The sequence below is a fragment of the Amycolatopsis sp. CA-230715 genome, assembly GCF_018736145.1.
GTDB lineage: Bacteria > Actinomycetota > Actinomycetes > Mycobacteriales > Pseudonocardiaceae > Amycolatopsis.
This window is the reverse complement of the sequence record NZ_CP059997.1, coordinates 6,707,643-6,729,728: the sequence shown is the minus strand read 5'-3', so window position 1 is coordinate 6,729,728 and position 22,086 is coordinate 6,707,643. Positions and strand designations below refer to the sequence as shown.

Here is a 22,086-nt window from a genome sequence, read left to right as displayed (position 1 = left end):
TCCGGCGCACGTCCGTTCGTATCGAGGGTGAGAGGAAGGAGAACACCCATGAAGCAGTACCTGCTCAGCATCTACCAGCCCGACGGCGATCCGCCCCCGCCCGAGGTGCTCGACCCGATCATGCGCGAGCTGGACAAGGTGAACACCGAACTGCGGGCGTCCGGGAACTGGGTCTTCAGCGGTGGCCTGTGCCCGCCGGGCACGGCGACCGTGGTCCAGCACAACGGCGGCGAAACCCTCACCACCGACGGGCCCTACGTCGAGGGGAAGGAGCACATCGGCGGGTTCACGGTCTTCCAGGCGGCCGATCTCGACGCGGCGCTCGAGTGGGGGCGCAGGTTCGCGCGCGTGCTCAGCCCGCTGCACATCGAGATCAGGCCGATGGAGTTCGGCATCTGCTAGCGCGCCCCGAGCGGGTGTTCGGCGAAGAAGCGCATGATCAGCGGCGTCGCGTCGAACACCGCCGGGGTGTCCGAGTCCGGGTTCGGGTGCGTGCTCGGCCAGTCGTGCCCGAGCCCGGTCACGCGGTAGTGCACGAGATCGGCGCGGCAGTGCTGCCAGCGCTCGATGCGGACGACCCCGCCGTAGGCGTCCCGCACCGCCGGTTCGCCGTGGCAGCGGTCGCGCGCGGCCCAGCCGTCGAGCCAGTCCGGGATCGACGGCAGGCCACGCGCGCTGTCACCGGCGTACGGGATCGTGGTGTCCGCGGTGCCGTGGAAATCGATGATCGACGCGGGCCGTGACGGCTCGCAGGGGCCCGACTGCGGGTAGAAGGCGCCGGAAACCGGTGCGAACGCGGCGATGCGGCCCGGCATCCGGCAGGCGAGCACGCCGGTGAACCCGCCGCCGTTGGACTTGCCCGCGGCGTAGATCCGCGCCGGGTTCACGCACAGCTGCCGTTGCAGCCGGTTGAGCAGGTCGCTGGTGAACAGCACGTCGTCGGCCGCGGCCGAGTACGGGGCGCCGGTCCACGCCGTCTCGCCGTCGGTGCCGACGAGGCCCTGCGGGTAGACGGCGATCGCCTGCGTCGACGAGAACTCCGACAGGGTTTCCTGGTAGGCGCTGGTGCGCTTGTGCCCGTGGAAGGACAGGACGAGCGAGTACGGGCGCCACGGCCGGTAGTCCGCTGGCACGTGGATCGTGTACGTGCGCTCCAGCCCACCCGAATCCACGGTCCCGGTGACGGTCTCGCCCACCGGGTACGGGCTCGCGTGACCGCAGCCCCGCGACGGGATCGGGGTGTCCACGATCCCGGGTGCCGCGTTCGCCGGCGCGCTCGCGAGTCCCACCAGGACCGCCGCCACCAGCCCTACCACCCTGAACCTCGGCATGACCGCCTCCAGCCTGTCGCGTCACCATCGTCGCGGATGCGTGCACGATTCGCCCGAGCGTGAGCTGTGTCACCGTTTAGTTCATTGAGTTCACGTCGGCCGTGCCCCCGGCGCGAACCGGGGGGCACGGCCGTCGATCAGGCGCTTTCCCTGCTCAGGTGCACCATTTCGTGCGCGGGCCGGTAGCCGGCCTTCGCGTAGATCCGCTCCTCCGGCGGGCCGGCCGGGGTCAGGAACGGCAGGTGCGCGCCGCGTTCGTGCGCGCGCCTGGTCAGGCACTCGGTGATCGCCGCGGCGATACCCCGGCGCCGGTAGGGCGCCCGTACCCCGAACCCGGCCAGTTCGGTGAACCCGCCGGTGATCACGTCCGCGACGCCACCGCCCGCGGCTTCGCCGGTTTCGCGGTCGTACGCGACCACCGCGAGCCCGCCCCTGGCGACGTTGTCCTTGGCGTCGGCGACGTCGTCATCGGTGATGGGCTCGAAGGAGTCGTACGCCTCGTGCTGCGCGGCCAGCATCGCCGCGTAGTCGGCGTCGGTGCGGGGCACCACCAGGGTGGTGCCCACCGGCTCCGGCTGGGTGATGACCTGGCCCGGCGGGCAGGTCATCACCGGGATCCGCCGTTCGACGGTGAACCCCACCCCGCGCAGCGCCGGTTCCGCCTCCGGTGCCGTGTCGGTCATGAATTCGAGGCGTGGCACCAGGTTCCGCCGCCGGTACGCCTCGATCAGCGCCACCACGTCGGAGGTCGTAGGAACGGCGCCGTCGTCGGGGACGGCGTAGTTGACGAATCGGTTGGCGGAACGCGGCGAGAACGTGGCCAGGAACGGCCCGATCCGCTCGGTTTCCCGGCCGGTGGCCGCGTTCGTGCGAATGTAGGACTGCAGAGCAGACACTGGATTGAAGACCTTTCGAGCAAAAAGGGAATGAGGACAGCGTTGAGCGCCGCCGTGGTGCTACCTAGGCGACGCCACTGAGGGCGTCAGGCATGAGGCATCCCCTGATGCTCGAAGGTGCGGTACTCCACCATGGTCGCAGGCGCGGCAACCGGTTTTCGCCTCAGCCGGTGGGACGCGTGTGGATAGCACGAATGGATGAAGTACCGTGCCTGAAGATGAGCGAACGCAGCTGGGGCTTCCGCACCCGCGCACTGCACGCCGGTGGTACGCCCGACCAGGCAACGGGCGCGCGTGCGGTGCCCATCTACCAGACCACCAGCTTCGTCTTCGAGGACACGGCGGACGCGGCGAACCTGTTCGCGCTGCAGAAGTACGGCAACACCTACAGCCGGATCGGCAATCCCACGGTGGCCGCCTTCGAGGAGCGCATCGCGAGCCTGGAGGGCGGGATCGGCGGAGTCGCCACGTCGAGCGGCCAGGCAGCCGAGTTCCTGACCTTCTCCGCGCTCGCCGAAGCCGGTGAGCACATCGTCGCGGCGACGGGGCTCTACGGCGGCACGGTCACCCAGCTCGACGGCACGTTGCGCCGGTTCGGCGTGACCACGAGCTTCATTCCCGGCGACGACCTCGACCACTACGAGGCCGCGATCACCGACCGCACGCGCCTGATCTACACCGAGCTGATCGGCAACCCGAGCGGCTCGATCGCCGACATCGCGGGGCTGGCCGAACTCGCCCACGCGCACGACATCCCGCTGGTCGTCGACGCGACGCTCGCGACGCCGTACCTGTGCCGCCCGCTCGAACACGGCGCCGACATCGTGCTGCACTCGGCGACGAAGTTCCTCGGCGGGCACGGCACCACGCTCGGCGGTGTCGTCGTCGAATCGGGGAAGTTCAACTGGGGCAACGGGAAGTTCCCCCGGATGACCGAGACCGTGGACAGCTACGGCGGGCTGAAGTACTGGGAGAACTTCGGCGAGTACGCGTTCTGCACGCGCCTGCGCGCCGAACAGCTGCGCGACATCGGGCCTGTCCTTTCGCCACACTCGGCTTTCCTTCTGCTGCAAGGAGTCGAGACGCTGCCGCACCGCATGGAGGCGCACGTCGCGAACGCGCGCACGGTCGCGGAGTACCTCGAAGCGGACAGCCGCGTGGAATGGGTCAGCTACGCGGGCCTGCCCTCGCACCGGCACCACGCGCTCGCGAAGCGGTACCTGCCGGGCGGCCCCGGCGCGGTGTTCTCGTTCGGGGTCAAGGGCGGCCGCGCGGCGGGCGAGAAGTTCGTCGAGTCGGTCGAACTGCTCTCGCACCTGGCGAACGTCGGCGACGCGCGCAGCCTGGTGATCCACCCGGCGTCCACCACGCACCAGCAGCTTTCCGACGAGCAGCTGCGCGCGGGCGGCGTCGGGCCCGATCTGGTCCGGCTGTCGATCGGGCTCGAAGATCCCGACGACATTCTCTGGGACATCGACCAGGCTCTCGACAAGGCGGTGGCGCGATGATTTCTCCTTCCGCCACGGAACGGCTCGCCCTGCTGCGCCGCACCCGGTCGGTGACGATCGTCGGCGCCTCGAACAACCCCGCGCGGCCGAGCTACTTCGTCGCCGCGTACCTGCTCTCGTCGAGCAAGTACCGGGTGCATTTCGTGAACCCGCGGCTCGACGAACTGCTCGGGCAGCCGGTGTACGACCGGCTCGCGGATGTGCCCGACGTGGATCTGGTGAGCGTGTTCCGCAAGCACGACGACCTGCCCGGCGTCGCCGAGGAGGTCATCGCGGCGGGTGCGCGCACGCTGTGGCTGCAGCTCGGGCTCTGGCACGACGAGGTCGCCGAGCGCGCGAGCACGGCCGGTCTCGACGTCGTGATGAACCGCTGCGTGAAGATCGAACACGCGCGTTTCGCGGGCGGATTGCACCTGGCCGGGTTCAACACCGGCGTGATCAGCTCCCGCCGCCAGTCGAAGCCATAGTTGCCCAAAAGGCAAAGTTGCACTTTAGGCAAGTTCGCGTAGGGTGGGTGTCATGAGCACCGAGGGGCTGCGCGAGCGCAAGAAGCGGGAAACGCGCATCGCGCTGAGCTGGGCGGCGGTCCGCCTCGTGGTGGAGCGCGGGGTGGCGAACGTCAAGGTGGAGGACATCGCCGCCGAGGCGGGCGTTTCCCTGCGCACCTTCCGCAACTACTTCGCCAACAAGGCCGAGGCGATCGCCGCCAGGCACCTCGACCGCGCGCTGGAGATCGCCGAAGAACTGCGCCTGCGCCCGGCCGACGAACCACTGTGGACCGCCATCGCCACTGCGGTGGAGGACCGCTTCCCCCTCGGCGTCGAGCAGGGCGGGGAAGAACCGCCGGACCAGCAGTGGGTGGACGGCGTCCGGCTCATGGTCGCCGAGCCCTCGCTGCGGGGCGAACTGCTCAGGGCGAACGCGACGGCCGAGACCGCCATGGCGGCCGCGATCGCCGAACGGACCGGCACCGACGCCACCAAGGACCTGTACCCCAAGCTGGTGGCCGCCGCGGTCGGCGCCGCGATCACCGCCACCATGCAGCACTGGCTCGTCTCCGATCGCCCGCTGGCGATGAAACCACTCCTGCGCGACGCCCTCGCGCAGTTCGCGGCCGGGCTGCCCGAGCCGAAATAGTCCACATCGGACACAACGACACCCCGGCGCACCCGGGGCGATGAATTCTGCCCTTTTCCTTCCACACCAAGGAGATTCGCGATGAACCACGATGTCGTCATCAGTGGCGCCGGACCGAACGGGCTCATGCTGGCCTGCGAGCTGAGCCTCGGCGGGGTCCGGCCGCTCGTACTGGAAGCACTGCCCGCGCGAAGCATCGAGCCCAAGGCGAACGGGCTCGTCGGGCAGGTCGTGCGCATGCTGGACCGGCGCGGGCTGTACGAACGCCTCAGCGGGCACCCCGGCCCGCCCGAGCCCGCGCCGCGGTTCGTGTTCGGCGCGCTGCCCCTGGATCTGAGCGTGCTGGCGGACAACCCCCTCACGATCCTCGGTGTGCCGCAGCGGCACGTCCTCGCGGTGCTGGAGGAACGCGCGCTCGAACTGGGCGTCGAAATCCGCTACGGCCACGAACTCACCGATTTCACCCAGCACGACGACGGCGTCGCGCTCGACGTCACCGGGCCGGACGGACCGTACCGGCTCGACGCGCGGTACCTGGTCGGCGCGGACGGCGGGAAGAGCGTGACGCGCAAGCTTTCCGGTATCGGCTTCCCCGGCGTGACCACCGATTCCTCGGTTTCCCGCAGCGCGCACGCGACCGTGCCGGAGGGCTGGATCGACCCGGCCACCCTCGCGCTACATGTCCCCGGCCACGGGACGGTCCCCGCGTTCCAGCACTACCGCACCGAGCACGGCCTGTTCACCTATGCGCCCTTCCCCGGCCGCGCGACGCTGGTGAGCACCATGGAATGGGGGCAGTCCGAACCGGCGGAACCGATGACGCTGGACGAACTGGCCGCCAGCGCGCGGCGGGTGCTCGGCGCCGACCTCCCGCTCGGGCCGCCCGAAGGCGAAGGCCCGCATCTGCTCCGCCGCCTCGCCGGCGTCAACACGCGGCTGGCGGAGAAGTTCCGCGACCGCCACGTGTTCCTCGTCGGCGACGCCGCGCACGTCCATTCGGCGATCGGCGGTCCGGGGCTCAACCTCGGGCTGCAGGACGCGATCAACCTCGGTTGGAAGCTCGCCGCGGCGGTCACCGGCTGGGCGTCGCCGGACCTGCTCGACAGCTACGAGGCCGAGCGGCGTCCGGTCGCGGAGCGGGTGGTCATGCACAGCCAGGCGCAATCGGCACTGATCGCGCCCGGCAGCGAGGTCACCGCGCTACGAGAACTGTTCACCGAGATGCTCGGCGAGCCGAAGAACGTGCAACGCATCGCGGATCTCATGTCGGGCGCGGACATCCGCTACGACCTCGGCGACGAGCACCCGCTGACCGGTGCGTGGGCGCCCGATCTGGCGGTCGGCGACAGCAGACTGGCCGAGCTGACCCGCGACGCGAAGCCGTTGCTGGTCGACCTGACCGAGGCCGGCTCGTTCGCGGCCGAGGCGGCGTCGTGGGGCGAGCGCGTCGACGTGGTGGCCGCACCCGGTTCCGGCCCGGCCACCGCACTGCTGCTGCGCCCGGACTGCTACGTCGCCTGGGCGTCCTCTTCGGACACACCGGATTCCTCGGAACTGGCCGCCCTCCACGACGCGGCCGCGCGCTGGTTCGGTGTCCGGCAACCCGCGCGAGCGTGATCGTTGCCTCAGCCCGCGGAGGATTCGTAGCGGTCCGTGAAAACGGTGCGGCCCTGGTCGGTCAGCGAGCCGAACAGGCGGAGGCGCGCGAGGCCGCCGTCGGGGTAGATGTCCAGCTTCACCTCGTCGGCCTCGCGTGCTTCGGGCACCACGAACCGGTGCCGGGTGTCGGGCTGCAGCCGCGTCTTCGGCAGCAGTTCGAACCACTCGGCACCGCCGACGCGACCGGACAGCGACGCCCAGCCGGGCGCGTTTCCCTTGAGGTTGCTGGTGTCCAGGTCGGCGAACCGGACGACGCCGGTCCCCGCGAGGCGCACGGTGACCCAGTCGTTGCCGTCGTCGCGGCGGCGGGCGGTTTCCCAGCCTTCGGCCTGATGCGCGGCGAGTCCCGGCGCGAGCATGTTGCTCGGCGAGGAATAGAACATGTTGCTGCACCCGGTGACCACGGCGCCGTTCTCCAGCGCGACGAGGTCGAGCGCGCCGAGGTCGACGAGGCGCGGGTCGGCGATCGGGGTGCCGTGCACGCGGAGCCTGGCCACGCCGCCGTCGGGGTGCATGGTCAGCCGGACGTGGGTGAAGCGGCGCCCCGGCGCCAGCTCGAAGAAGTTCTCGGTGTGCCCCGCCGCGGCACCGCGCTTCACCAGCGGCTGCCAGTCCACTTCGGACAGTTCGGCGGCGTCGGGGTAGCCGTCCACCGCGCAACCCTCGACCGAGACGTGCGGCGGGAAGTTGCCCTTGAAGAACGCGGTGTCCACCACGACACCGGAAACCGTGCCGGGCAGGCCGAGCCGGATCACCGCGACGTCGTCGCCCGGTTCGCGGTGGCGCCGCGTCTCCCAGCCGTCGTACACCTGGCCCCGCGGCCCGAACGTCTCCGCCTGATGCGCGGGGGTCCACGGGTTGATCAGGTTCTCCTTCTCGGCGAACAGCTCGTCGGTCGCCCACATCACCGTGCCGCCGAAGCGGCGCGACGCGAGATCGGGCAGGTTCGTCCACTCAGGACGGTCCACGTGTTCCTCCTAGCCTCGGGTGAGCAGCCTTCCGGCGGGCTCCCCGTCGATTTCCTTGCCCCGCAACCAGGTCTGGCGCACGACACCCGCGAGCGGGCGACCGTGGTAGGCGCTCACCGGGTTGCGGTGCCGAAGCTTCGCCTTGTCCACCACGAACGCCTCGTCGGGCGCGAACACGCAGAAATCCGCGTCCCGGCCCGCTTCGATCCGTCCCTTGTGGCGCAGGCCGACCTGGTCCGCGGGCGCTTCGGCCATCCACCGCACCACGTCGGTGAGCGCGTACCCGCGCTGGCGCGCCTGCGTCCACACCGCGGGCAGCCCGAGCTGCAGGCTCGCGATCCCGCCCCACGCGACGCCGAAATCGCCGGTGTCGAAGCGCTTCAGCTCGGGTGTGCACGGGGAATGATCGCTCACCACGCAGTCGATCGTGCCCGCGCCGAGCGCGCGCCAGAGCCGTTCCCGGTTCGCCGCTTCCCTGATCGGCGGGCAGCACTTGAACTGCGTCGCGCCGTCGCCGATCTCTTCCGCGGTGAAGGTCAGGTAGTGCGGGCAGGTCTCGGCGCTGATCGGCAGCCCGTCCCGCTTCGCGCCGTCGACCAGCTCGATCGCGTCCGAAGAGGACAGATGGAGGATGTGCGCGCGGGCACCGGTTTCCCTTGCCACCGCGATGACCTGCGCGATCGCGGTGTTCTCCGCCGCACGCGGCCGCGAGTCCAGGAAGTCGCGGTAGGCGGCGCCGTGCGCGTGCGGCGCGCCGTCGATCGTGCCCGCGTCCTCGGCGTGCACGATCATCAACGCGCCCAGCCCGCTCAGCACGCCCATCGATTCGCCGAACCCGGCCGGATCCAGCGGCGGGAACTCGTCCACGCCCGAGTGCAGCAGGAAGCACTTGAACCCGAACACGCCCGCTTCGTGCAACGCGGCCAGCTCGCCCGCGTTGCCGGGCACCGCGCCGCCCCAGAACCCCACGTCGACGTGCACGCGCCCTTCGGCCGTCTTGCGCTTGACCTCGAGCGAGGCCACGTCGACGGTCGGCGGCAGGCTGTTGAGCGGCATGTCCACGATCGTGGTGACCCCGCCCGCCGCGGCGGCCGCGGTCGCCGTTTCGAAGCCCTCCCATTCGGTCCGGCCGGGGTCGTTGACGTGCACGTGCGTGTCCACGAGCCCCGGCAGCAGCACCGCGTCGTCGCCGAGCGCCACCTCGCGCCTGCCGGGCAGGTCCGCGTCGTACGGTTCGACCGCGACGATCTTCCCGCCGTCGACGCCGACCGCGACGGGTCCTTCTCCGGCGCCCGTCACCGCTCGACGGGCCCTGAGCACCAGCTCCATCCGCACCTCCTAGGGAACAGGTTCGAATTCGAGCACGTTGTCCAGCGCCGTGCCCATCGCGGCGTTCCCTTCGCGCTCGATCATGACCTCCACGAGTACCGGACGGGAAGTGCGGCCTGCCTCCTTCCGCGCCCAGGCGAGCGATTCGGCGATGTCCGCGGCCTCGGTGACCCGCCGCCCGGAGCAGCCGTAGGCCTCCATGATCTTGACGTTGTCGGTGCCGACGGTGTCGTAGTGGATGTCGACCTCGGTGTTCATCTCGTAGCCGCGCTCGGCCTGGCGGATCAGCCCCAGGTAGGTGTTGTTGAGCATGACCAGCACGAACGGCACGTCGTACTGCGCGGCCACGGCCAGCTCTTCGACGAGGAACTGGAACGAGTAGTCGCCGACCACCGCGACCACTTCGGCGTCGGGGCTGGCCTTCTTGACCCCGATCGCGGCCGGGATCTCCCAGCCGAGCGGCCCGGCCTGGCCGCACACCTGGTAGTGCCGGGGCAGGTGCGCGCGCTGGAACTGGCCGGACCAGATCTGGTACAGCCCGATCGCGGTGACGAAGTAGGTCTGCTCGCCGTAGAACTCGTTGATCTCCTTGAACACCCTCGGCGCCTTGACCGGGGTGTCGTCGAAGTCCTCGCGGCGCGGCAGCAGGCGCTTGAGGTCGTTGACCCGCTCGATCCACGCCCGGTTGCCCGCCGGGGCGCCCCTGCGGTCGATCGCGGCGGCGAAGGCGTCGAGGAAGGCGCCGGCGTCGGAGACGATGCCGAGGTCGGGACCGAAGACCTTGCCGAGCTGCGTCGGCTCGATGTCGACGTGCACGAACTTGCGGTCGCCGCGGTAGACGTCGAGCTGACCGGTGTGCCGGTCGCCGAACCGCGCGCCGAGCGCGAGCACGAAATCCGATTCGAGGAAGGCCGCGTTCGCCCAGCGCTGCGAGGTCTGGATCCCCGCCATCCCGGCGAACAGTTCGTGGTCCTCGGGCACGCTTCCCTTGCCCATCAACGTGACCTGCACGGGAACCCCGAGCCGCTCGGCGACCGCGAGCACGCGCTCCCCCGCCTCGCCCAGCACGACACCGCCACCGGCGAGGATGAGCGGGCGTTCCGCCGCCAACAGCAGGTCCAGCGCGCGTTCGACGCGCGCCGGTGCGGGCACGGGCGCGCTCACCGGCAACGGCCCGTCGATGCTCGCGTCCCACTCGATGTCCTGCTTCTGCACGTCGATCGGGAGGTCGATGAGGACGGGGCCGGGGCGGCCGGACCGCGCGACGCGGAAGGCCTCGCGGAACACCCACGGCATCTGCGCGGCTTCCTTGACCTGGACCGCCCATTTCGTCACCGGTTTCGCGATCTCCACGATGTCGACGGCCTGGAACGCCTCGGTGTGCAGCTTGCGCGAATCCGCCTGCCCGGTGACGCAGATGATCGGGATCGAATCGGCGTGCGCGGTGTAGAGCCCGGTGATCATGTTCGTCCCCGCCGGTCCCGAGGTGCCGATCGCGACGCCGACGTTGCCGGTGGTGCGCGCCCACCCGTCGGCCATGTGCGTCGCGCCCTCCTCGTGGCGGACGATCAGGTGCTCCACCCCGCTGCCCTGGAGTGCTTGGTACAGCGGGAGGATCGCGGCGCCGGGGCAGCCGAACACGGTGTCGACGCCCTCGCTCTCGAGCACGTCGACGACGGCGCGCATGACGGGGATCCTGGCCATCGCACTACTCCGTTCCCCGGCCGCGGCCGGAAAGCTGTTCGACGATCTTGAGCAGCGCGCCGTGGTCGAGCGCGCCGTGTCCCTGCGCGTTCAGCGCGCCCATGAGCTGGGCGACCGCGGCACCGAGCGGGATCGCGACACCGGCGTCCCGCGCGGCCGACTGCACGATGCCGAGGTCCTTGTGATGCAGTTCCACCCGGAAACCGGGGGTGAACTCGCGCTTGGCCATGGCCTCCGCCTTGCGGTCGAGGATCCGGTTCCCGGCGAGCCCGCCCGCGAGCACGGTGATCGCGGCGGCCGTGTCGACGCCGTGCGCCTCCAGGAACACCAGCGCTTCGGCGACCAGCTCGATGGTGCCCGCGACGATGAGCTGGTTGGCCGCCTTGACGGTCTGACCGGAACCCGCGGGACCGACGTGCACGACGGTCCCGCCGACGGCGTCGAGCACCGGGCGCGCGGACTCGAAGTCCGCCGCGGCGCCACCGGCCATAATGGACAGTGCGCCGTCGATCGCGCCCTGCTCCCCGCCGGAAACCGGTGCGTCCAGCGCGCGGATCCCCTTCGCCGCCGCTTCTTCGGCAACGCGGCGCGAGACGTCGGGACGGATCGAACTGAAATCGATCAGCAGCGCGCCCTTCTCCGCGTGCTCCAGCACTCCGCCGAGGACCACCTCTTCGACGTCGGGCGAGTCCGGCAGCATCGTCACGATCACTTCGGCGCCGCGCACCGCCTCGCGCACCGAATCGGCGCCACGGCCGCCCGCCGCCGCGAACGCGTCCACTTTGGACCTGCTGCGGTTGTACCCTGTCACCTCGAACCCGGCCGCGACGAGGTTCTTCGCCATCGGCAGGCCCATGATGCCGAGCCCGATGAAAGCCAGTCGTGTCATGCGGTTCCCCTTCGTTCCTTGGGCAGCCAGCCGAACGGATCGCCGCTGGGCGCGTACTCGAGACCGACGAACCCGCGGTACCCGGCGGCTTCCAGTGCGCCGAGGTGGCGTTCGAAGTCGAGTTCGCCGGTTCCCGGTTCCGCCCTGCCCGGCGCGTCCGCGATCTGCACGTGCCCGATGCGGTCCACGAGCCGAGGGAGCGCGTCGAGATCGTCGCCGTTGACGGCGAGGTGGTACAGGTCGGCGAGCAGTTTCACGTTGTCGTGGCCCGTTTCGTCGATCAGCGCGATCGCCTCGGCCGCGGTCCTGATCGGGTAGCGGTCCGCGCCGGAGAGCGGCTCGATCACCAGCTCGGCGCCGATCGCGGCCGCCGCCTTGGCAGCGAGGTCCAGATTGGACAGTGCGAGCGCGCGGTGCTCGACACCGTCGATCCGGTTGCCGTACAGGGCGTTGAAGCTGCGGCAGCCGGTGCGCTCGGCGATCCCGACGGCGACCGCGACGCTGTCCGCGAACTCGGCCTCCCGACCGGGCCACGAGACGAGCCCGCGATCACCCGCCGGCATGTCACCGGCGAAGAAGTTGAGCCCCGCCAAGGAAACCCCGGCGTCGGACAGCGCGCGCACGAAGTCGTCGACCGCGCGGTCGCCCGGCACGGCCTCGGCGAACGGCCACCAGAACTCGACCGCGCCGAACCCCGCGTCCCGCGCGGCGGCGGGTCGCCTCAGCAGCGGCAGCTCCTTGAAGAGCATGGACAGGTTCACGTCGTAGCGCAGGGAGTGCGGCACGAGCACCTCCGCTTGATTTCGTATCGTGAAATTTTGTTTTCGCATAACGACAGTAACTCGCGCCGGTTCGTCTCGTCAACGGCCCGCACGCGGGATACCGTGCGCGGGTGGAGCTGCACGCCGAGTTCACCAGCGAACCGTTCCGCGGCGAAGGACCGCCGCCGGAACACGCCGTCCTGGCCTGCGAGGCGGCCGAGCGGGCCGGGCTGCGCACCGACTTCGGGCCGCTCGGCACGGCGGCCGACGGCGAGCACGACGCCGTGCTGGACGCGTTGCCGTCGATCGTGCGCGCCGCCCTCGACGGCGGCGCGACCCAGGTGACCCTGCGGCTCAACACCGGTGACGCCCCGCGCCCGGCGAGCACGGGCGACCCGAACGTGCTCGGCGGGTTCATCCGCGCCGTCGAGGCCGAACTGGGCGCGCGCCTCGGCGACCTGGACCGGCCAGGCAAGCAGCGCGCGGTGCGCCTGCTGGAGGAGCGCGGCGCGTTTCAGCTGCGTAAATCCGTGGCAACGGTCGCCGAAGCGCTCGGGGTCACCCGGTTCACCGTGTACAACTACCTGCACCGGGACGAGTCCTGAGCACGCGTTTCAACAAACTGTTGACGCCCGGCGAACCCGGTCGTACCGTTTCGAGAACAGAAAACTTACTTCCGCGATGCAGAATCTTGGAGCATCAATGGAGTTGTCCCGGTTCAATTCCGCCCCCCAGGACGAGGTCCGGCCGCTGCTGACCGCCTGCCTCGCCGTCCCCCGCTGGGTCGGCGCCCTGCTTGGCGGGCGGCCCTACCCGGACGTGGACGCGCTGGCGAAGGCGGCCGAGGCGGCGGAACCCCTGCGCGCCGACGAGATCGAGGTCGCGATCGCCGCGCATCCCCGCATCGGCGCGAAGACCGAAAAGGACAGCTGGTCGAGCAGCGAACAGTCCGGAGTGGACGATGCCGAGGCCGCGCTGTTCCGCACGGCCAACGCCGAGTACGAAACCCGGTTCGGACACGTCTACCTGGTGTGCGCCAGCGGCCGATCCGGCGCCGAACTCCTAGCCGACCTGCGCGCGCGGCTGACCAACGATCCCGGCACCGAGCTGGCCGTGGCGGGCGCGGAACTGGCGAAGATCGCGAAACTGCGACTACGGAAAGCGGTGACTGCATGAGTCTCGTGACCACGCACGTACTGGACGCGGCGGCGGGCAAGCCTGCGGCCGGGATCGGCGTGAAGCTCGAAAAACGGGACGGTGCTTGGGAATCCGTCGCCACCGGTCGCACCGACGACGACGGCAGGGTGCGCGACCTCGGCCCCGAAACGCTGGCCGCGGGCGTCTACCGGCTCGTCTTCGACACCGAGGCGTACCAGGGCGCCGACGGGTTCTTCCCGGAGATCACCGTGTGCTTCCGGATCACCGATCCCGCCGCGCACCACCACGTCCCGATCCTGCTGAGCCCGTTCGCCTTCTCCACCTACCGAGGGAGCTGATCATGGGCATCTCGCTGGGCCCGAACCAGTACGGCAAGGCCGAAATCCGCCTCGTGACGGTGAACCGCGCCGGGCCGGTGCACCACCTGAAGGACCTCACCGTGTCGACGGCATTGCGCGGGCGACTCGAAAGCACGCACCTCACCGGCGACAACGCCGACGTCGTCGCGACCGACACGCAGAAGAACACGGTGTACGCCTTCGCCAAGGAACACGGCGTCGGCGAGATCGAGGACTTCGCGCTGCGCCTCGCGCGGCACTTCGTCGGCGAGTTCAGCCACATCACCGGGGCGCGGATCCTCGTCGAAGAGCACGGCTGGAACCGGATCCCGGTCGACGGCGAGCCACACGACCACGCGTTTTCCGGCGCGGGCGACGAGCGCCGCACCACCGCGGTCACCATCCAAGATGGACGGACGTGGGTGGTTTCCGGGCTCACCGGGCTCACCGTGCTGAAGTCGACCGGCTCGGAGTTCCACGGTTTCCCCCGCGACCAGTACACGACGCTCGCGGAAACCAGCGACCGCATCCTCGCGACCGCGGTCACCGCGCGCTGGCGGCACACCGCGGCCGAGTGCGATTGGGCGAAGAGCTTCGGCGAGACCCGGCGCATCCTGCTGGAGAAGTTCGCGAGCAAGCACAGCCTTTCGTTGCAGCAAACGCTTTACGCGATGGGCGAAGCCGCGCTCGAAGCGCGTCCCGAACTCGCGGAAGTACGGCTGTCGCTGCCGAACAAGCACCACTTCCTCGTCGACCTTTCCCCGTTCGGCCTCACCAACGACAACGAGGTCTTCTACGCCGCCGACCGCCCGTACGGGCTCATCGAAGGATCGGTCCTGCGCGACGGCGCGCCGGACCCCGGCCCCGCCTGGCAGACCACGTTCTAAGGACGGCCCCCGTGACCACCACGCTCCCCACCACGCACCCGGTCGATCGGAAACCTCCCGCCTTCCAGCTCGTCGTCGGCGGGATCCAGCACGTCGCGGCGATGTACGCGGGCGTCGTCGCGCCGCCGTTGATCATCGGCGCCGCGGTGGGGCTGAGCGCGAGCGAGCTAAGCCTGCTGATCAGCGCGAGCCTGTTCACCGCGGGGCTGGCGACCCTGTTGCAGACGCTGGGCGTGTGGCGCTTCGGTGCCCGGCTGCCGCTCGTCAACGGGGTCACCTTCGCGACGGTGGCGCCGGTGCTGTCGATCGCGAAGCAGCACGGCTCGAACGCGCTCGGCGTGGTCTACGGCGCGACGCTCATCGGCGGGGCGCTGGTGGTGCTGGCGGCACCGTTCTTCTCGCGCCTCACCCGGTTCTTCCCGCCATTGGTGACCGGCACGGTGATCACGCTCATCGGTGTTTCGCTGCTGCCGGTCGCGGTGAAATGGGTGTCGCACCAGCAGGACACGGTGCGGCCATCCGGGCTGCTGCTCGCCGGGGTCACCATGCTCGCGGTGCTGGCGTTCAACCGGTTCCTGTCCGGGTTCTGGAGCAGGGTCGCGCTGCTGCTCGGGCTCGTGGTGGGCACGGTGGTGGCGTGGCCGCTCGGCGAGGTCGACACGAGCACGCTCACGCAGGCGCCCGCGTTCGGCATCGCCACCCCGTTCCACTTCGGCGCGCCCGCGTTCGACCTCGCGGCGATCGTGTCGATGGCGATCGTGATGCTCGTGGTGATGGCCGAAAGCACCGCGGACATGCTGGCACTGGGCGAAATCGTGGACCGCCCGACCACGGAGAAGACACTCGGCGACGGCCTGCGCGCCGACGGTTTCGCCACCGCCGTCAGCACGATCTTCGGCGGATTCGCGTGCACCGCGTTCGCGCAGAACATCGGGCTGGTCTCGCTGACCAGGATGGTCAGCCGCTACGTCGTCGCCGCGAGCGGAGCCATTTTGGTGCTGCTGGGCGTTTTCCCGATCAGCGGCGGCATCGTGGCGCTCGTACCGCAGCCCGTGCTGGGCGGCGCCGGTCTCGTGCTCTTCGGCAGCGTCGCGGTCAGCGGCGTGCGCACGCTCGCGAAGGCCGCGTTCGACCACCCCGCGAACGTCGCGATCGTCGCCGCGTCACTCGGCATCGGCCTCATCCCGATCGCGGCGCCGCAGTTCTACGCCGATTTCCCCGCCGCCGTCCAAACGGTGCTGAACTCGGGAATCAGCGCGGGCTGCGTGGCCGCGGTCGTGCTGAACCTGATCTTCGGGAAGCGCGAACCGCGGATGGCCTAGCTTTCCGCCACTTCGGCGTCCGGCTCGTCGGGAACACCGGAGGCGGACAGGATCCTGGTGGCGAAATCCAGGGCGGCGCGGTCGGCGAGCAGCCAGTCCTCGCGCACGGTCCGCCGTTCCCGTCGTGCCACCTCCACTTGCGCGGCAACCTGGTCCAGCCACGCCGCCAGTGGTTCGGTCATGGACGGGGACATCAGGGCCATCCATTCGGCGTCACCACGTCTGAGCTGGATCGGACCGAGGCAACCGTCCACCTGAACCACTGTCCAAGCCTGTTCGCGGACCGGCTCCGCCGCCCACACCCCCGGCGTGGCCTTGGCCGCCGTCTCCCGCAGCACACGGGCGGCGGAGCGGAGAGTAGCGGCGGAATCGCTGACGTCCAGCGGCCCACGAAGCTTCGGGCTCATGTTCGGATCTCTCCCCCCAGTGGTGCCGTGGCCACTCTAGACCCGGACCAGCACCTGGTCGAGCGACTTCCTGGTCAGGTCCGGCACCACGCAGTCCGGCGCCGGATAGCCGACCGGGATCACCGCGAACGCCTTCTCGTTGCGCGGCCTGCCCAGCAGTTCGCCCAGGAACCGCATCGGCGACGGTGTGTGCGTCAAAGCCGACAGTCCGGCCAGGTGCAGCGCGGTCAGCAGCATTCCGACCGCGATGCCGACCGACTCGTCCACGTAGTAGTGCTTGTGCTTTTCGCCGGTCTCGTCGAGGAAGTAGCGCTGCTGGAAGACCACGATCAGGTAGGGCGCGTCGGTCAGGTGCGGTTTCACGGCGTCGGTGCCGATGGGCCGCAGCGCGGTCAGCCACTCCTCGCCGAGCCTGCCGTCGTAGGAGACCTGTTCCTCGGCCTCGGCGGCTTCGCGCAACCGCCGCCGCACTTCGGGATCGGTGACCAGGCAGAACGTCCACGGCTGCTGGTGCGCGCCGCTCGGGGCCGTCGACGCGACCGCGATGGCGTCGAGCACGACCTGCTCCGGTACCGGATCGGCGGAGAACATCCGCACGGTGCGCCGCTCGTCCATGCGGCGGCGCAGCTCGGCGGCCTTGGTCACGGACTCGTCGGCGGGCATCCGGTCCGGGCGGTACGGGACGGCGACGTACGGCTTGCCGTGGATCGGCTCGAAGTCAGGCATGCCCCGATTCTGGCCCGTCCGTGGGCCCGCGTGAACCCACGAACGGTCGATTTCCTGCAGCGTTTGTCCGCTCAGCGGACGCTTCAGGAGTGGTGCCGGCGCCGTGCACGCCGAAAGTGTCGGTCGCGCGCGGTAGCGTTGAAATCGGGGGTCCCCCTGGCCGTACGAAAGGGACTTCTCGTACGGCTTCGACCATCCGAAGTGGACTTCAGCTGGTGACCCTGGTTCCTCCTGGGCGGAGAAGGCTGGTCAACTGAACACCACCGACCTCATCAGGAGCCGGTCGGAGGCGCGGCCGCCAGCCCGGAGCGTGAAGAACACGTCGCCTTCGCAGCCGCCTGCTTTGAAGACGGTCACCGACCTGTCGGTGAAGTTGCGCGGCCGGAACGCGTAGGCGTCGTAGAAGTCCATGACCTCCGGGAGGTCGATGCACTGACCGCTCGGCGGGTTGATCAGCAGGCCCACCTGGATCTCGCCTTCGCCGTAGTAGCGGTACGTGAAGCCGCCCTCAGCGGCGGACGCGGCGGCGGGCACAGCGGAACCGAGGGCGACGGCGCTCGCGATGACGCACAGCGCGGTTCGGGGGCGCATGACGGGACCTACCTTCGTGAAAGACACATGGTGACCAGAGCGTCACAAATCTCACACGCGGATCCGGTGCCGTCCACGGTGATGCCCCGTCCGTGACCGCTCACCCACCTCGGCACACCCGCTCGGCTGACGACCCGAACAGGGATTTCTCATCCCTCGCAAGAAAACCACGCGCACAAGACACCCCACCGGATGCATCCGCCCGGCGAAACCCGTCACGGGAAGCGATGCGCTACTCCACCCGGGCGTCCCGGATCACCGGCGCGAACGACATCGCCGCCAAGCCGAGCAGCGCCACCGCCGAGAAGAACCAGAAACCCCACGGGTAAGCCACTCCCGCCGTGACGAGCGCGCCCGTCACGAACGGGCCGAGTATCGCGCCGAGCCTGCCGATCGCCGAGGTCATGCCCAACGCCGTCCCCCGCGCTTCGGTCGGGAAGGTCTTCGCCACGTAGCCGAAGATGAGCACCTGCGCGGAGAACACGAACACCCCGGTCAGCAGCACGGCCGCGTTGAGCAGCAGGCTGCTGCCGATCCGCAGGCTCAGCACGGCGAGCAGCACCGCGCCCGCGGCGAACCACACCAGCGCGGTGGGTTTGATGCCGCGGCTGTCCGCGATCCGCCCGGCCAGCAGCAGCCCCAGCACCGCGCCGACGTTGAGGACCAGCAGCAACGTCAGCGACGTCGACATCGCGTACCCGGCGGTCCGCATCAGCTGCGGCAACCAGGTGTTGAGCCCGTAGACCAGGAGCAGCCCCATGAACGACCCGACCCACGCCGCGATGCTCGCCCGGCGGAACCGCGGGCTCAGCACGACCCGGCGTTCGCGCGATTTCCCTTTCGCCGCGAGGAAAGCCGCCGATTCCGGCAGCCGCGACCACATCACCGGCAGCACCAGCAGCCCGACGATCCCGCCCGCGTAGAACAGGATTTCCCAGTCCTCGCCCACCACGAGCGCGAGCACCGAGGTCAGCACCGCGCCGACGTGGTAGCCGGTCATCGTCAGCGTGTTGGCCGACGCGCGCTTCGACTCGGGCAGGTGCTCGGACATCACGGCCAGCGCGACCGGCATGCACGCGCCGAGGCCGACCCCGGCCAGCAACCGCAGCACGCCGAACACCGGCACGTTCGGCGCCATCGGGGTCAGCAGGGTGAACACCGAAAACGCCAGCACGGAGGTGAGCAGCAGCGCGCGCCTGCCGAACCGGTCGGCGAGCGGGCCGACCCCGGCGGCGCCGATCGCGACCCCGCACAACGAGATCGTCGCGACCGCGGTGGCACCGGCGGGGGTGAACCCGAGGTGGCCGCCGCGCAGCACGATCGGGATCGTGGCCCCGAGCGCGACCAGGTCGTAGCCTTCGATCAGGACGGTGAGCCAGCACAGCACGGCAGGCCACACCGATCGGGCAGGCGTCATTGCCTCGCTCCTTCGATCGCGGGAGTCAGAACGGGTAGCGGGCGATCTCGCTACGCACGGTGAGCCACTGGACCTCGGTGAACGCTTCGATGTTGGCGGCGGCTCCCCCGAAGCGTGACCCGTTCCCGGAGTCGCCGACACCGCCGAACGGCACGTTCGGTTCGTCGCCGACGGTCTGCTCGTTGATATGCACCTTGCCGGAGCGCACCCGGTCGGCGAGCCGCATCGCGGTGCCGACGTCGCCGAGGATGCCGACCGAAAGACCGTACTCGGATTCGTTGACCATCGCGGCCGCCTCGTCGAGATCGCGGTAGGCGCGCACCGGGGCCACCGGCCCGAAGATCTCCTCGCGCCAGGCAGGCGTGTCCGCGTTCAGTCCGGTTAGGACGGTCGGCAGGTAGTAGGGCCCTTCCGCCTTGCCGCCCGCCGCGACGGTCGCGCCCGCGGCGACGCTCTCGTCGACGATCCTGCCGATGTTCGCGAGCTGCTTGCCGTCGATGATCGGCCCGAGGTAGTCGCCGGGGGTCAGCGCACGCGCCTTCTTCGCGAGCGCGGCCACGTAATCGTCCACAAGGGACTCGTGCACGAGATGCCTGCCGGTGGCCATGCAGATCTGGCCCTGGTGCAGGTACGAACCGAACGCGCCAGCCGAAGCGGCGGCGGCGACATCCGCGCCCGGCAGCACGACGAGCGCGTTGTTGCCGCCCAGTTCCAGGTGCACGCGTTTGAGCCCGCGCGCGGCGGCCTCGCCAACCTTCCGCCCGGCGGCGGTCGACCCGGTGAACGACACCACCGACACCTCGGGCGCGGTGACCACCGCCTCCCCGACCGCGGCGTCACCGGGCACCAGCTGCAACAGCCCGGCGGGCAGGCCCGCTTCCTCGAACACCCGCGTCAACGCGACGCCGCCGCACACCGCCGTGCGCGGATCCGGCTTCAGCAGCACCGCGTTGCCGAGCGCCAGCGCGGGCGCGACCGACCGGATCGAGAGGATCAGCGGGAAGTTGAACGGCGCGATCACCGACACCACGCCCGCAGGCATCCGCCGCGCGAACGACCAGCGCGGCTCCTCCGAGGTCAGCACTTCGCCGCTCGGATGCGTCGGCAGCGCAGCCGCTTCGAAGCAGATGCCCGCCGCCATCTCGGTTTCGATCCCGGCTTTCGCCTTGGTGGAACCCGCTTCGCGCACGAGCCAGTCGCTGACTTCGCCCGCGTGCCGCTCCCACAGTTCGCCCGCGCGCCGGAGCACCGCGGCCCGTTCCCGCGGCGACGTCGACGCCCACGCGCGCTGCGCCTCGGCGGCCTGCGCGGCGGCGCGCTCGACGTCGGCGGGGTTCGCGATACCGACGCTGCCCAGTGCGGCGCCGGTCGCCGGTTCGATCACCGGCCGGGTGCCGCCCCCGCCCGCCGTCCACGCGCCGACGTGGATCCTGTCCTGCCAGATCGTGCTGTCGAGCAGTGTTTCGGCCATGTCCGTCCTCTATTCGGGAGTCGTGAGCGCGGTGTCGACCTGGATCAGCCTCGGCCCTTCCGGCGCCGTGGCGAGCTGCGCGCGCAACTCGCCGAGCTCCCGCACCGTGGTCGCGGGTACGCCGTATCCGGCCGCGATGCTCGTGAAGTCCATGCCGGGGATTTCCGTGCCGGGGACGTCGGGCGTGCCGAGCAAGCCCGCGAACCAGCGCAGCGCGCCGTAGCTGCCGTTGCGCAGGATCACGAAGGTGACCGGGACCCGGTACTGGGCGGCGGTCCACAGCGCGGTGATCCCGTAGTTCGCCGAACCGTCCCCGATCACGCCGACGACGGGGCGGCCGGGATCGCCCATCGCCACGCCGACCGACGCGGGCAGGCCGAATCCGAGCCCACCGGAAGCGGGGAAGAAGTACGAACCGCCGTGGCGGAGGTCCATCTGGCGCCACCACGCGGCGTTCGTCGATGTCGACTCGACGACATACCGCGTGTCTTCGGGTTGCGTGTCCCGCAACGCGGCGAACACCTGCTCGGGATGCAGCGCGTCGCGGGCGGTCGCGGGTTCCGGGGCAGGCACGAAGTCCGTCCGCGCGCCCTCGCGCGCGGGGAGTGCCAGCAGCGCTTCGAGCACCGCGCCGGGATCGGCGACGAGCGCTCGCCCCATCGGCGCTCGCGCCGCCGCCTCCGCGTCGCCGGTCACCTGCACCAGCCGCGTGCCCTCCGGCAGGTACCGGCCGGGGACGTGCTGGTGGTAGCGGAACACCGGGGCACCGAGCACGAGCACGAGGTCGTGCCCTTCCACCGCCTTCGAAATGTCGGCGATCCCGGCGGGGAGCACCCCGCGGAACAACCGGTGCCGATTGGGAAAGGGCAGCCGGAACGGCGACGGCGCGCCCCAGGTCGGCAGCGCCAGGTGTTCGGCAAGGGCCACCGCGCGGTCGAACAACCCCGCGGTGTCGATGTCCCCGCCGAGGACCAGCGCCGGGTTCTTCGCCTCGGTCACCTGCTTTGCGAGCCAGTCCAGATCCTGCTCGCTCGGGGCCGCGCTCCGGCGCACCTCGCGGTCGAGCACCGCGGCCGCGTTCGGGTCGATCTCGGTTTCCCAGTCGTCGTAAGGCACGGACAGGTAGGTCGGGCGCTTCCGGAGCTTCGCCTCGAACACGGCCTGCGCAAGCGATCGCGGCACGTCCGCCGCGCAGGCGGGTTCCCCCGACCACCCCACCAGCGGCCGCACCAGCTGCGCCGCGTCCACATTGGACAGCATGCCTTCCATGCCGATCACCGAACGCACCTGCTGGCCCGCGGTGAGCACGAGCGGCGAAGCGGAGTAGACGGCGTTCGTGAGCGCGCCCATCGCGTTGCCCGATCCCGCCGCCGCGTGGAGGTTGACGAGCACCGGGCGCCCGGTCACCTGCGCGTAGCCGTCGGCCATGCCGACGACGGCGCCTTCGTGCAGACCGAGGACGTAGCGGAACGAGCCGGGCAGCTCCGCGAGGAACGGCAGCTCGTTCGAGCCCGGGTTGCCGAAGATCGTCGTGAGCCCTTGCCGCTCAAGGAACTCGTGCGCGATCCGGCGGGCCGTGGTCATGGT

Annotated in this window: 23 protein-coding genes; 10 read left to right on the top strand and 13 right to left on the bottom strand. The window is 70.4% G+C overall.

Annotated features, from left to right (window positions below):
• Positions 1-48 precede the first annotated feature (48 nt).
• Positions 49-402, top strand: a complete 354-nt coding sequence (locus HUW46_RS32040) for a YciI family protein (protein WP_215542497.1) — start codon at positions 49-51, stop codon at positions 400-402.
• On the opposite strand, the gene HUW46_RS32035 is transcribed toward HUW46_RS32040, so the two are convergent.
• Complete coding sequence (locus HUW46_RS32035; protein WP_215542496.1) at positions 399-1,331, bottom strand: alpha/beta hydrolase family esterase; 933 nt, start codon at positions 1,329-1,331, stop codon at positions 399-401. The two genes, HUW46_RS32040 and HUW46_RS32035, sit on opposite strands and share 4 nt — an antisense overlap.
• A gap of 137 nt (positions 1,332-1,468) precedes the next feature.
• Positions 1,469-2,227, bottom strand: a complete 759-nt coding sequence (locus HUW46_RS32030; RefSeq protein ID WP_215542495.1) for a GNAT family N-acetyltransferase — start codon at positions 2,225-2,227, stop codon at positions 1,469-1,471.
• A gap of 218 nt (positions 2,228-2,445) precedes the next feature.
• On the opposite strand from HUW46_RS32030, the gene HUW46_RS32025 reads away from it, so the two are divergent.
• The 4 genes from HUW46_RS32025 (at position 2,446) to HUW46_RS32010 (ending at position 6,489) form a co-directional block, all read left to right on the top strand.
• Positions 2,446-3,735: an O-acetylhomoserine aminocarboxypropyltransferase/cysteine synthase family protein gene (locus HUW46_RS32025; RefSeq protein WP_215542494.1), complete on the top strand. Its 1,290-nt coding sequence runs from the start codon at positions 2,446-2,448 to the stop codon at positions 3,733-3,735.
• The gene (locus HUW46_RS32020; protein ID WP_215542493.1) at positions 3,732-4,202 is read left to right on the top strand and encodes a CoA-binding protein; all 471 of its coding nucleotides are present in this window, start codon (positions 3,732-3,734) and stop codon (positions 4,200-4,202) included. Before HUW46_RS32025 ends, HUW46_RS32020 begins: the two co-directional genes overlap by 4 nt.
• A gap of 52 nt (positions 4,203-4,254) precedes the next feature.
• Positions 4,255-4,872: an acyl-CoA-like ligand-binding transcription factor gene (locus HUW46_RS32015; RefSeq protein WP_215542492.1), complete on the top strand. Its 618-nt coding sequence runs from the start codon at positions 4,255-4,257 to the stop codon at positions 4,870-4,872.
• 81 nt (positions 4,873-4,953) lie between these two features.
• The gene (locus HUW46_RS32010) at positions 4,954-6,489 is read left to right on the top strand and encodes an FAD-dependent monooxygenase (RefSeq protein ID WP_215542491.1); all 1,536 of its coding nucleotides are present in this window, start codon (positions 4,954-4,956) and stop codon (positions 6,487-6,489) included.
• A gap of 8 nt (positions 6,490-6,497) precedes the next feature.
• Here HUW46_RS32010 and alc read toward each other — a convergent pair whose 3' ends face one another.
• Genes alc through HUW46_RS48475 form a run of 5 tightly spaced genes read right to left on the bottom strand, consistent with a single transcriptional unit; the run spans position 6,498 to position 12,170 of the window.
• Complete coding sequence (alc, locus tag HUW46_RS32005) at positions 6,498-7,499, bottom strand: allantoicase (protein ID WP_215542490.1); 1,002 nt, start codon at positions 7,497-7,499, stop codon at positions 6,498-6,500.
• 9 nt (positions 7,500-7,508) lie between these two features.
• Entirely contained in the window at positions 7,509-8,828 is a 1,320-nt protein-coding gene (gene allB, locus HUW46_RS32000) for an allantoinase AllB (RefSeq protein ID WP_215542489.1), read from the bottom strand.
• A 9-nt stretch (positions 8,829-8,837) separates the two neighbouring features.
• Positions 8,838-10,532: a glyoxylate carboligase gene (gcl, locus tag HUW46_RS31995; RefSeq protein WP_215542488.1), complete on the bottom strand. Its 1,695-nt coding sequence runs from the start codon at positions 10,530-10,532 to the stop codon at positions 8,838-8,840.
• A gap of 4 nt (positions 10,533-10,536) precedes the next feature.
• Complete coding sequence (locus tag HUW46_RS31990; RefSeq protein WP_254125093.1) at positions 10,537-11,421, bottom strand: 2-hydroxy-3-oxopropionate reductase; 885 nt, start codon at positions 11,419-11,421, stop codon at positions 10,537-10,539.
• Positions 11,418-12,170 (bottom strand): hydroxypyruvate isomerase family protein, encoded by a 753-nt coding sequence (locus HUW46_RS48475; protein WP_442860999.1) that lies wholly within the window; start codon positions 12,168-12,170, stop codon positions 11,418-11,420. Before HUW46_RS48475 ends, HUW46_RS31990 begins: the two co-directional genes overlap by 4 nt.
• A 143-nt stretch (positions 12,171-12,313) precedes the next feature.
• Between HUW46_RS48475 and HUW46_RS31985 the strand changes: the two genes are divergently transcribed.
• The 5 genes from HUW46_RS31985 (at position 12,314) to HUW46_RS31965 (ending at position 15,887) form a co-directional block, all read left to right on the top strand.
• On the top strand, positions 12,314-12,787 hold the full coding sequence (locus HUW46_RS31985; protein WP_215542487.1) for a helix-turn-helix domain-containing protein: 474 nt from the start codon (positions 12,314-12,316) through the stop codon (positions 12,785-12,787).
• A 97-nt stretch (positions 12,788-12,884) separates the two neighbouring features.
• Entirely contained in the window at positions 12,885-13,358 is a 474-nt protein-coding gene (gene uraD, locus HUW46_RS31980; protein ID WP_215550231.1) for a 2-oxo-4-hydroxy-4-carboxy-5-ureidoimidazoline decarboxylase, read from the top strand.
• Positions 13,355-13,678 carry a hydroxyisourate hydrolase gene (uraH, locus tag HUW46_RS31975; RefSeq protein WP_215542486.1) on the top strand — a complete coding sequence of 108 codons (324 nt, stop codon included), beginning with the start codon at positions 13,355-13,357 and terminating at the stop codon, positions 13,676-13,678. The genes uraD and uraH overlap by 4 nt, the downstream gene beginning before the upstream one ends.
• 2 nt (positions 13,679-13,680) lie before the next feature.
• Positions 13,681-14,565 carry a factor-independent urate hydroxylase gene (gene pucL, locus HUW46_RS31970; RefSeq protein ID WP_215542485.1) on the top strand — a complete coding sequence of 295 codons (885 nt, stop codon included), beginning with the start codon at positions 13,681-13,683 and terminating at the stop codon, positions 14,563-14,565.
• A gap of 11 nt (positions 14,566-14,576) precedes the next feature.
• Entirely contained in the window at positions 14,577-15,887 is a 1,311-nt protein-coding gene (locus tag HUW46_RS31965) for a nucleobase:cation symporter-2 family protein (protein WP_215542484.1), read from the top strand.
• On the opposite strand, the gene HUW46_RS31960 is transcribed toward HUW46_RS31965, so the two are convergent.
• The 6 genes from HUW46_RS31960 to mdlC all read right to left on the bottom strand — a co-directional run bounded on the left by HUW46_RS31960 (position 15,884) and on the right by mdlC (position 22,083).
• Positions 15,884-16,294, bottom strand: coding sequence for a hypothetical protein (locus HUW46_RS31960; RefSeq protein ID WP_215542483.1), 411 nt, complete (start codon positions 16,292-16,294; stop codon positions 15,884-15,886). The genes HUW46_RS31965 and HUW46_RS31960 overlap by 4 nt on opposite strands.
• A gap of 36 nt (positions 16,295-16,330) precedes the next feature.
• The gene (locus tag HUW46_RS31955) at positions 16,331-17,020 is read right to left on the bottom strand and encodes a nitroreductase family protein (protein WP_215542482.1); all 690 of its coding nucleotides are present in this window, start codon (positions 17,018-17,020) and stop codon (positions 16,331-16,333) included.
• Between the two features lie 249 nt (positions 17,021-17,269).
• Positions 17,270-17,611: a hypothetical protein gene (locus HUW46_RS31950; protein WP_215542481.1), complete on the bottom strand. Its 342-nt coding sequence runs from the start codon at positions 17,609-17,611 to the stop codon at positions 17,270-17,272.
• 232 nt (positions 17,612-17,843) lie between these two features.
• Positions 17,844-19,028 (bottom strand): MFS transporter, encoded by a 1,185-nt coding sequence (locus HUW46_RS31945; RefSeq protein ID WP_215542480.1) that lies wholly within the window; start codon positions 19,026-19,028, stop codon positions 17,844-17,846.
• A 25-nt stretch (positions 19,029-19,053) separates the two neighbouring features.
• Positions 19,054-20,499: an aldehyde dehydrogenase family protein gene (locus HUW46_RS31940; protein WP_215542479.1), complete on the bottom strand. Its 1,446-nt coding sequence runs from the start codon at positions 20,497-20,499 to the stop codon at positions 19,054-19,056.
• Between the two features lie 9 nt (positions 20,500-20,508).
• Positions 20,509-22,083, bottom strand: a complete 1,575-nt coding sequence (gene mdlC / locus HUW46_RS31935; RefSeq protein ID WP_215542478.1) for a benzoylformate decarboxylase — start codon at positions 22,081-22,083, stop codon at positions 20,509-20,511.
• Between the last annotated feature and the right edge of the window lie 3 nt (positions 22,084-22,086).